The organism is Variovorax sp. J31P207 (genome assembly GCF_030316965.1).
Taxonomy (GTDB): domain Bacteria; phylum Pseudomonadota; class Gammaproteobacteria; order Burkholderiales; family Burkholderiaceae_C; genus Variovorax; species Variovorax ginsengisoli_B.
In genome coordinates, this window is record NZ_JASZYN010000033.1 from 1 (window position 1) to 10,056 (window position 10,056).

At 72.0% G+C, this 10,056-nt stretch carries 9 protein-coding genes; 5 read left to right on the forward strand and 4 right to left on the reverse strand.

Translation table 11 applies throughout. From position 1 onward, the window contains the following. Window positions 1–131: 131 nt before the first annotated feature. A complete protein-coding gene (locus tag QTI68_RS39890; RefSeq protein WP_286529923.1) occupies window positions 132–1,097 on the reverse strand; it encodes a threo-3-hydroxy-L-aspartate ammonia-lyase in 966 nt (321 codons plus the stop codon). 126 nt (window positions 1,098–1,223) lie between these two features. Here QTI68_RS39890 and QTI68_RS39895 point away from each other — a divergent pair, with 126 nt between their 5' ends. From QTI68_RS39895 to QTI68_RS39910, 4 genes are read left to right on the forward strand one after another with little or no spacing between them, the layout of a single operon-like run. Further along, window positions 1,224–1,580, forward strand: coding sequence for a YciI family protein (locus tag QTI68_RS39895; protein WP_286529925.1), 357 nt, complete (start codon window positions 1,224–1,226; stop codon window positions 1,578–1,580). Then, the gene (locus QTI68_RS39900) at window positions 1,577–2,818 is read left to right on the forward strand and encodes an RNA polymerase sigma factor (RefSeq protein ID WP_286529927.1); all 1,242 of its coding nucleotides are present in this window, start codon (window positions 1,577–1,579) and stop codon (window positions 2,816–2,818) included. Before QTI68_RS39895 ends, QTI68_RS39900 begins: the two co-directional genes overlap by 4 nt. A 37-nt stretch (window positions 2,819–2,855) precedes the next feature. Beyond that, on the forward strand, window positions 2,856–5,405 hold the full coding sequence (locus QTI68_RS39905; protein ID WP_286529928.1) for an FtsX-like permease family protein: 2,550 nt from the start codon (window positions 2,856–2,858) through the stop codon (window positions 5,403–5,405). Window positions 5,406–5,455: 50 nt separating this feature from the next. Beyond that, a complete protein-coding gene (locus QTI68_RS39910) occupies window positions 5,456–6,481 on the forward strand; it encodes a lipocalin-like domain-containing protein (RefSeq protein WP_286529937.1) in 1,026 nt (341 codons plus the stop codon). Here the strand turns inward: QTI68_RS39910 and QTI68_RS39915 are convergent. Together QTI68_RS39915 and QTI68_RS39920 are read right to left on the reverse strand one after the other, a co-directional pair. Beyond that, window positions 6,450–6,827 (reverse strand): hypothetical protein, encoded by a 378-nt coding sequence (locus QTI68_RS39915; RefSeq protein ID WP_286529930.1) that lies wholly within the window; start codon window positions 6,825–6,827, stop codon window positions 6,450–6,452. The genes QTI68_RS39910 and QTI68_RS39915 overlap by 32 nt on opposite strands. 7 nt (window positions 6,828–6,834) lie before the next feature. Then, window positions 6,835–7,221, reverse strand: a complete 387-nt coding sequence (locus tag QTI68_RS39920) for a hypothetical protein (protein WP_286529932.1) — start codon at window positions 7,219–7,221, stop codon at window positions 6,835–6,837. A gap of 299 nt (window positions 7,222–7,520) precedes the next feature. Between QTI68_RS39920 and QTI68_RS39925 the strand changes: the two genes are divergently transcribed. Beyond that, entirely contained in the window at window positions 7,521–9,596 is a 2,076-nt protein-coding gene (locus tag QTI68_RS39925; RefSeq protein ID WP_286529933.1) for an O-linked N-acetylglucosamine transferase, SPINDLY family protein, read from the forward strand. 3 nt (window positions 9,597–9,599) lie between these two features. Here the strand turns inward: QTI68_RS39925 and QTI68_RS39930 are convergent. Continuing rightward, window positions 9,600–10,056 (reverse strand): branched-chain amino acid ABC transporter permease (locus QTI68_RS39930; protein ID WP_286529935.1); only part of this gene is annotated, 457 nt, incomplete at its 5' end.

Below are 10,056 nucleotides of genomic sequence, written 5' to 3' on the forward strand. Positions count from 1 at the left end.
CGCCGGGTGGCCCCCGCAGCGAAGTAAAGGAGGAGCCGAAGGCGGGGGACATGAGCGGAGGGGGCCACCCGGTGCCCTCGGCACGCGCCCCGAACATGACCCCGACCCCGCGTGGTGGCAAATCCGGGTGTCTAGCTACCCGCGAGCAGCGCAGCGTAGCGGCCCAGGTCGACATTGCCCCCGCTCACGATCACGCCGACCCGCTGTCCGCGGATCGCCTCGCCAGCCGCGCAGGCGGCCGCGAAGGCCAGGCAGCCGGTCGGCTCCACCACCATCTTCATGCGCTCGGCAAAGAAACGCATGCCGTCCACCAGCTGCGCGTCGCTGACCGTGAAGATGTCCGTGACGTCGCGCCGGATGATGCCGAAGGTGTATTCGCCCAGGTGCTGGGTCTGGGCGCCGTCGGCGATGGTCTTCGGGGTCTCGATGTGGACGATGCGACCGGCCCGCAGCGACTGCTGGCCGTCGTTGCCGGCCTCGGGCTCGACGCCGTACACCTTGCAGCCGGGCGCCAGCGCGCGCGCCGACAGCGCCGAGCCGCTGGTCAGGCCGCCGCCGCCCAGGCAGACGTAGAGCGCATCGAGCGCACCGACCTCCTCGATCAGTTCCTTGGCCGCCGTGCCCTGGCCGGCGATCACGTCGGGGTGGTCGTAGGGCGGGATCAGCGTCATGCCGCGCTCCTCGGCCAGGCGGCGCGTCAAGGCCTCGCGGTCTTGGGTGAAGCGGTCGTACTGCACCACCTCGGCGCCGTACTCGCGGGTCGCGGCGAGCTTGGCGGCGGGAGCGTCGTTCGGCATCACGATCACCGCCGGCATGCCAAGCAGGCGGGCCGACAGCGCCACCGCCTGCGCATGGTTGCCGGAAGAAAACGCGATGGCGCCGGCGCGGCGCTGCGCCGCATCGAACTTGGCCAGCGCATTGAAGGCGCCGCGAAACTTGAAGGCGCCCATGCGCTGGAAGTTCTCGCACTTGAAGAAGAACTGCGCGCCCCAGCGCGCGTCGGCGGTGGCGGAGCGCAGCACCGGCGTGCGGTGCGCCTGCCCTTCGAGCCGCGCGGCCGCGGCAATCACGTCGTCGTAGGTCGGGAGTGTGTGCATGGCGGCGAGCTTACTGCGGCGGTGGCAGAAAAAAAACGCGCAGCCTGCCGCACACTGTCGAAACGCACCCGGCTGCGCCGTCATTGCAGTGAGCGATCCTGCTCGTGTCCCTTTTCCGGAGGTTCCATGCAATACATGCTGATGTTCTACCAACCCCAGTCCGAGTTCGACCAGCGCGACGAGGCGGCGGCCCAGGCCTACCGTGCCGGCTGGATGGACTACGTGGGCGCGATCCGCCAGGCCGGTGTGGTGCAGAACGGCCACGGCCTGCAGCCGCCGCTGACCGGCACCACGCTGCGCGTGCGCGGCGACAAGCGCCAGGTGCAGGACGGCCCCTTCGCCGACAGCAAGGAGCAGCTCGGCGGCTACTTCGTGATCGACGTCCCCGACCTCGACGCAGCCCTCGAATGGGCCGCGCGCGCGCCCTGCGCCAGCACCGGCGGCGTCGAGGTGCGCCCGGTGTTCATGGCCCCGACGATGTGACGGACGACCCCCTGCAGGCGGCCCGCGCGGCGGCCGAAGGCGCGGCCCGCCGGTCCTATGGCCGGCTGGTCGCCATCCTGTCGGCGCGCACCCGCGACATCGCGGCCTCGGAAGACGCGCTCGCCGATGCCTTCGCGCGGGCGCTCGAACGCTGGCCGGTCGACGGCGTGCCGGCGCAGCCGGAGGCCTGGCTGCTGCAGGTGGCGCGCCACCGCACGCTCGACGCCTGGCGCCACAGCCGGGTGCAGGACGAGGCCGCGCAGACCCTGCTCCTGCTGGCCGACGAAGTCGGCGACGACCCGGCCTCCGCCTGCGCGGTGCCCGACGAACGGCTGCGCCTGTTCTTCGTCTGCGCCCATCCGGCCATCGATGCCGCGGCGCGCGCGCCGCTGATGCTGCAGACCGTGCTCGGGCTCGACGCCGCCCGCATGGCGGGCGCCTTCCTCAGTGCGCCGGCGACGCTGGGCCAGCGCCTGGTGCGGGCCAAGGCGCGCGTGCGGGCGGCCGGCATCCCCTTCGAATTCCCGCGCGCGCCCGACCTGCCGCAGCGCCTGCAGGACGTGCTCGACGGCATCTACGCGGCCTACGGCACCGGCTGGGACGACGTCGACGGCGCCGATGCCTCGCAGCGCGGTCTCACGGCCGAGGCGATCGAACTCGGCCGCATCCTCTGCGGCCTGATGCCGGCCGAAGCCGAACCGCTGGGCCTGCTGGCCCTCATGCTGTTCTGCGAAAGCCGCGCCGCCGCCCGGCGCAGCGCCGGCGGCGACTACGTGCCGCTGGACGCGCAGGACATCGCGCGCTGGAACCTGCCGCTGCGCGACCAGGCCGAGCAGGCGCTGCGGCAAGCCGCAGCCCTCGGCGCCTTCGGCCCCTACCAGATCGAGGCCGCGATCCAGTCGGCCCACTGCGCGCGCCGCCTCGGTGCGCAGGTCCCCCCCGATGCCCTGGTGGCGCTCTACGACGGCCTGCTCGCCCTGCGCCCCAACACCGGTGCCCGGGTCAGCCGGGCCTGCGCGGTGGCCGAGGCCCGGGGGACGGCCGCGGGCCTGCGCGAACTCGATGCCATGCCGGCCGCCGAGGTCGCGAGCTACCAGCCTTTCTGGGCCGCGCGCGCCCACCTGCTGGGCCGCGACGGCCAGGCCGCCGAGGCGCGCCTGGCCTATGCCCGTGCGGCCGGCCTGAGCGCCAGCCCCGCCGTGCGGGCCTGGCTGGCCGCCGCGTCGGAGCGGCTCTGACTTCGCCCTGCCACCGCATCGCGCAGAATGGGCCGCGATGAAGGCCTTGCTGCTCACCTTCTCCTGGCAGGAGCTGCGCCACCACCCGTGGCGCAACGCGGCCGCGGTCGTCGCAGTGATGCTGGGCGTCGCGCTGGCCTTCTCGGTACAGTTGATCAATGCCTCGGCGCTCGATGAATTCTCTAGTGCGGTGCGCTCGGTCAACGGCCAGCCCGACCTCGAGCTGCGGGCTGCCCAGGGCAGCTTCGACGAAGCCCTGCTCGCGCAGGTCGCGCGGCATCCGCAGGTCGCGCTGGCGAGCCCGGTGCTCGAGCTGCCCAGCGTCGCCCAGGTCGGCGATCGCCGGCTGCCGCTGCGGGTCGTCGGCATCGACGCGCTGGCCCTGCCGACCATCGCACCGGCCCTGATGCCGAGGCCGGCCGACGGCGCCGACCGCTTCGCGCTGTTCGCGCCCGGCCAGGTGTTTCTCAACGCCGCCGCGCGCAAGGCCATCGGTGACCAGGCCACCCAGTTGCAGCTGCGCGCCGGCACCCAATGGCACCCACTGCAGATCGCCGGCCAGGTTGCGGCCGGCGGCCCCGCGCTGGCCGTGATGGACATCGGCGCCGCGCAGGACCTGTTCGGCCGCGGCGGCCAGCTCACGCGCATCGACCTGCGGTTGGCGCCCGGCACCGGGCACGCGGACTTCATCCGTTCGCTGCAGCAGTCGCCGGGCTGGCCGAGCGGCATCCAGATCGCCGAACCGGGCGATGCGGCCGAACGCGTGAGCAACCTGTCGCGCGCCTACCGCGTCAACCTCACGGTGCTGGCCCTGGTGGCCCTGTTCACCGGCGCCTTCCTGGTGTTCTCGGTGCTGGCGCTCAGCGTCGCCAAGCGCGCGCAGCAGTTCGCGCTGCTCGGCGTGCTGGGCCTGACGCCGCGCGAGCGGCTGCGGCTGGTGCTGGCCGAATCGCTGGTGCTCGGGCTGATCGGCAGCGCGGCCGGCATCGCCCTCGGCGCGACCCTGGCCGAGCTGGCGCTCAAGCTGCTGGGCGGCGACCTGGGCGGCGGCTATTTCGATGGCGTCGCCCCGACCCTGCGATGGAGCACGCCCGCGGCGCTGACCTACGGCGCGCTGGGTGTGCTGGCGGCGGCCGTCGGCGGCTGGTGGCCGGCACGCGCCGCCCAGGCGCTGCCCGAGGCGCAGACGCTCAAGGGCCTGGGCACCGCGACCGCGGGCGGCGGGACGCACCGTGTCGCACTGCTGCTGATCGCCGCCGGCGGCGCGCTGGCCATGGCACCGGCGATCCACGGCATTCCGATCGCGGCCTATCTGTCGGTCGGCTTCCTGCTGGTCGGCGGCATCACGGCGCTGCCGTGGCTGATCGCGGGCGTCTACGACCGCCTCGCGCCTTTGGCCGCGAATCGCCTGCTGCCGCTGCTGGCGATCGAGCGCGCCCGCCGCATGCGCGGCACCGCCGCTGTTGCGGTCAGCGGCGTGGTCGCGAGCCTGAGCCTGGCGGTGGCCCTGACCGTGATGGTCGCGAGCTTCAGGGACTCGGTCACGCGCTGGCTCGATGTCGTGCTGCCGGCCGACCTGTACCTGCGCAGCGCCGCCGGGCCCGGCGGCGAACCGGCCCTGTTCCCGCAGGCCTTCGTGCAGGCGCTGGCGCAGCTGCCCGGTGTGGCCCGCACCGGCACGCTGCGCACGCGGCCCCTGCTGATCGATCCGTCGCGGCCCGCAGTGACGCTGATCGCGCGCAGCCTCGACGCCGACGTCGGGCGCTCGATGCCGCTGCTCGGCGCCGCCCTGCCGGTGCCCGCCGGGCAGACCGGCATCTACGTCAGCGAGGCGATGGTCGAGCTCTACGGCGCCCGGCCCGGCGCCGCCTTCGAGCCGCTGGCGCGCGCCTGGGGCCCGGTGCCCGGCGGCCGGCCACCGGTCTTCTTCGTTGCCGGCATCTGGCGGGACTACGTGCGGCAGTTCGGCGCCATCACCATGGACGCCCGCGACTTCGAGCGCCTCACCGGCGACGCCGGCGCCAGCGACGTCGCGCTGTGGCTGGCGCCCGGCGCGGCCGAGGGCCCGGTGCAGCAGGCGGTGCAGGCGCTGGCCGCCCGCGAGGCGGCGGCGGCCGAACCGGTCGAGATTTCGTCGGTGGCCCAGATCCGCGCCACCTCGCTGCGCATCTTCGACCGCAGCTTCGCGGTCACCTACTGGCTGCAAGCGGTCGCGATCGCGATCGGCCTGTTCGGCATCGCGGCCAGCTTCAGCGCCCAGGTGCTGGCGCGGCGCAAGGAGTTCGGCCTGCTCGTGCACCTGGGCTTCACACGCGCCCAGGTGCTTGCGATCGTGGCCGGCGAAGGCGCGGCTTGGACCGCGATCGGTGCGGTCGCAGGCTTGCTGCTCGGGCTTGCGGTGTCGGTGGTGCTGGTGCACGTGGTCAACCCGCAGAGCTTCCACTGGACCATGGACCTGCTGCTGCCCTGGGCCCGGCTGGGCGCGCTGTGCGCCGCGGTGGTCGCGGCCGGCACGGTCACGGCCTGGCTGGCCGGCCGCGCCGCCGCTGGACGCGATGCGGTGCTGGCGGTCAAGGAGGACTGGTGAGCCGGCCCCCGATGCGTCCGGGCGGCGGCGCCGGATGGTCGCGCCGCGCGATGCTGCTCTCGGCGCTCGCGGGCCCCGTGGCCTGGGCGCTGCCGGCGCGCACGCTCCAGTTCCCGCGCGACTTCGGCAGCCACCCCGAGCTGCGCACCGAGTGGTGGTACATCACCGGCCATGCCCGCGCCGGTGCGCGCGAATTCGGCTTCCAGCTGACCTTCTTCCGCTCGCGCATCGATGCGACGCAAGCCATGCGTTCCGCCTTCGCGGCGAAGCAGTTGATCTTCGCGCACGCGGCCATCACCGATCTCGATGGCCGCAAGCTGTGGCACGACCAGCGCATCGCGCGCGAAGGCTTCGGCATCGCATCCGCTTCCGAAACCGACACCGACCTGCGCCTGCGCGACTGGTCCTTGCAGCGGGACGGCGACGGCTATGCGGCGCGGCTGCCGGCCGCCGGCTTCGCGATCGACCTGCGCTTCGCGCCGACCCAGCCGGTGCTGCTGCAAGGCAGCGCCGGCCTGTCGCGCAAGGGGCCCGAGCCCGAACAGGCGAGCTACTACTACAGCGAGCCGCAACTCGCGGCCACGGGCAGCCTGACGGTGCAGGGGAAGCGCTTCGATGTCCAGGGCCGCGCCTGGCTGGACCATGAATGGAGCGAGGCCCTGATGCATCCCGAGGCCACGGGCTGGGACTGGATCGGGATCAATCTCTTCGACGGCGGCGCGCTGACCGCGTTCCGCCTGCGGCGGCGCGACGGATCGGCCCTGTGGCACGGCGGCTCGCTGCGCACGGCCGACGGACGGCTGCAGGTGTTCGGGCCCGACGCGCTGCGCTTCGAGCCGCTGCACCGCTGGACCAGCCCGCGCACCCGCGCGGTCTATCCGACGCAATGGCGCATCCGCACGCCGGCCGGTGTCTTCACGGTGCGCGCCCTGCTCGACGACCAGGAACTCGACGGCCAGGGCTCGACCGGCACGGTGTACTGGGAGGGGTTGAGCGAACTGCTCGATGCGGACGGCAAGCCGGTGGGGCGAGGCTACCTGGAACTCACGGGCTACGCGCAACCTTTGAGGCTTTGAGCTCGGGGGTTTTGACATCCGGCCGATCGAACACGAGTTGCGCCTGCAGCCAGGCACTGAACTCCGACTCGGTCTGGACGCGCGCGGCGAGCGCCCAGGCACTCCAGCGACGTTCGACCCTGCCAGCCCATTCGTCGAGCAGCGCGATCACAGCTGGCGCCGCGCCCGCCGCCTTGGCGAGCAGCCGCAGATGGCAGACCCGAGCGTGCAATTGGTACAGCGACGCCCGCCCCTGCAGGTAGTCGTGTCCGGCATCGAAGAGCTGGCGAAGCTCGGGGACTCGTGCCAGCTTGGACCTGGGAGCGACCGGTCGACCGGACGGCGCAATCGGCTTCACTTGCAGCACCCTCGCTTCAGCGCCCGGTCCGGCCGACCGTCAGCATCGCGCTCCACATGAGCGCGGCCACCAGCAAGCCGGCGCCGATCGCGAGGAACAGAAAGCTGCGCGGCGCCACATCGGAAGCTGCCAGCGCCACCGCCAGCGCCGAGATGCCCGCCGCGATGAAGACCGAGCCTGCCGACACGCAGGCCTGCCAGCCGCGGAGCACCCATCGCGCCCGGCCCGCGCCAGCCTGCAGGGCCAGCACCTGCAGCAAGGCCACGGCCAGGCCCAGGACGATCAGCGGCAGGTCCTGCCAGCGCAGGGCGACGTCGCCGGACACGAGCGCCTCCAGCGCCGAGGCGCCGCTGGCCAGTGCGCCGAGGACGAGCGTCAGAAAAAGCAGATGAAAAGTGCTCATGATCGAACCGTCGACCCTTTGGGGGCCGGACCTGTGTTTGACAAGAATTGGAAGGCTCGATGATCCGGGACCGGACTGCCGAGGGAAATCAGACGGCTCTCAAACCGAAGAACTCTCTCTATTGCTCAAGCGAAACAGTACCGAACGGCGGCGACTCGACCATCAATTTCGGCGAAATTGCCAACCCCTCCCCCGTACCGTTCTGTGTATGCCGAAGACACGGCGCGTTGGTCGAGGCTTGCCACGTACGCGAGCCGCTGCGCCACTACGATGCGCATCGCCTCCGAATCGCTCTGCGCATGAACCGATCCCGAATCCCCAAGCCTCACCCGCTGTTTTCCCGTTTTGCCGCGGCACCGAAGCCGGCCGGACCCGACGCGCTCTACGCCCAGGCCCTGGGGCTGTATCAGCAGGGCCGGTGGGACTCGGCCATCGCCCTGTGCCGCGACAAGCTGCTGCCGCTGGCGCCCCATCACCGGGACGGGCTGTCGTTGCTCGGGGTGGCGTGCTTCCTGCAGGACGATCTGCCGGCCTCCGAGCGCTACCTGATGGCGGCGATCGTGGCGGGTGCCGAGGCCGAGACCCACACCAACCTCGGCATCACGCTGAACGCGCTGCACCGTGCCGACGAAGCCGAGGCCGCCTACCGGCGCGCGGTGGCGCTCGATCCGCGGCAGGCCAAGGCCTGGAACAACCTGGGCAACCTGCTGGCCCGCAGCTTCCAGGCCAGCCGGCGCGACGAGGCCCTGCATTGCTACCGGCAGGCGCTGGCGGCCAAGCCCGACTACGCCAATGCCCACACCAACCTGGGCTACGAACTGGAGAACCGCAAGGATCTCGCAGCCGCCGAGCGAAGCTATCGCGAGGCCTTGCGCGTCCAGCCGCGCTTCCTGCCGGCCATCGGCAACCTGGCCGATCTGCTCAAGCGGCTGAAGCAGCCCGAAGAGGCCCTGCGCTACTACCGGCAGGCCATCATTCTCGATCCACACGATCCCAAATTCATCGGCAGCGCGCTGGGCCTGCGCCGGGATGCCGCGGACTGGCGGCCCGACGGCAAGCCGACGGCACCGGCGCTGGTGGCGTCACTGGCGCGGGGCCGGCCGAGCCAGCTGGCGCCGCTCTATCTGCTGGCCCTGCCCGAGAGCAGCGCCGAACTGCAGCGCAGTGCGGCGGAGCGTTTCGCCCGCCACCAGTGGGCCTGGGCGCTCGCACAGCCGCCGCTGGTCGCCGCCGCGACGCCACGCGAGGGCGCATTGCGCATCGGCTATCTGTCGGCCGATTTCCGCAACCATCCGGTCGCCCACCTGGTGACCGAGGTGATCACCGCGCAGGACCGCACGCAGTCCGAGGTGTTCCTCTACGCCTACGGGCCGCCGGCCGACGATGCGCAGCGCCGGGCCTTGCAACAAGCGGCCGATCACTTCATCGACATCGGCGCGATGGACGACCTCGACGCCGCGCGGCGCATCCGCGACGACGGCATCGACGTGCTGGTCGACCTGACTGGCTACACCACCCATGCGCGGCTGGCGATCACCGCCCTGCGCCCGGCGCCCGTGATCGCCTCCTGGCTCGGCTACATCGGCAGCCTGGGGGAGCCGCGCCTGGCCGACTACGTGATCGGCGATGCCATCGCCACGCCCCCGGCGCTGGCGCAGCACTTCAGTGAAACGCTGGCCCTGATGCCCGAGTGCTTCCAGCCCAATGCGGCCCTGCATCCGCTGCCGCCGCCGCCGAGCCGCGCCGACGAGGGCCTGCCCGAGGACGCGCTGGTGTTCTGCAGCTTCAACCAGATCTTCAAGCTCACCCCGCAACTCTGGGACGACTGGTGCCACATCCTGCAGGCCGTGCCCGGCAGCGTCTTGTGGCTGGCGCCACCCGGGTCCGAGACGACCGCGCAGAACCTCCGCGAGGAGACCGCCCGGCGCGGCGTGGCGCCCGAGCGCCTCGTCTTTGCCCGGCGCAAACCGCTGGCGGTGCACCAATCGAGGATCGTACTTGCCGACATCGCGCTGGACACCTTTCCCTACAACTCGGGCACCACCGCCAGCGACGTGCTGCGCGCCGGCGTGCCGCTGGTCACGCGCGCGGGAGAGACTTTCGTGAGCCGGATGGCGGCGAGCCTGCTGAACGCGGTCGGGCTGCCGGAACTGGTGGCCGGGGACGGTGTCGGGTACCGGCGGCTGGCGATTGCCCTGGCGACGGACGCGCCGCGCCGCCGCGGCCTGCGCGCAGCCTTGGCCGAGCGCGTTGCGGCCTCGTTGCTGTTTCGGCCGCAGCGCTTTGCGCAGCAGTTGGATGCATTGCTGCAGGCCATGCACGCGCAGGCTTTGGCGCAGCGGCGGGACACGATCGTGCTGCCACCGCAGATCTGAAACTCAGCCCTTCACCACCCCGCGCCGCCGATCGATGAAGGCGATGATCTCGCCCATGATCCCGCGCCGGAAGGCCAGCACGCAGATCACGAAGATCAGGCCGGTGACCATGGTCACCGACTCGCCCAGCGTGTTGAACCAGTCGATGGTCGTGATGCGTGCCAGCAAGTGGCCCAGTTCCCCGATCTTGTTCTCGAGCAGCACCACCACCGCCGAGCCGACCAGCGGCCCCGACAGGGTGCCGAGTCCGCCGACCAAGGTCATCAGGATGACCTGGCCGGAGGCGCTCCAGTGCACGTCCGACAGTGTCGCGAAGCCCAGCACCAGCGTCTTGAGCGAACCCGCGAGGCCCGACAGCGCGGCCGAGATCACGAAGGCCAGCAGCTTGAAGCGGCTGACGTCATAGCCCAGCGAGAGCGCGCGCGGCTCGTTCTCCTTGATGCCCTTCAGCACCTGGCCG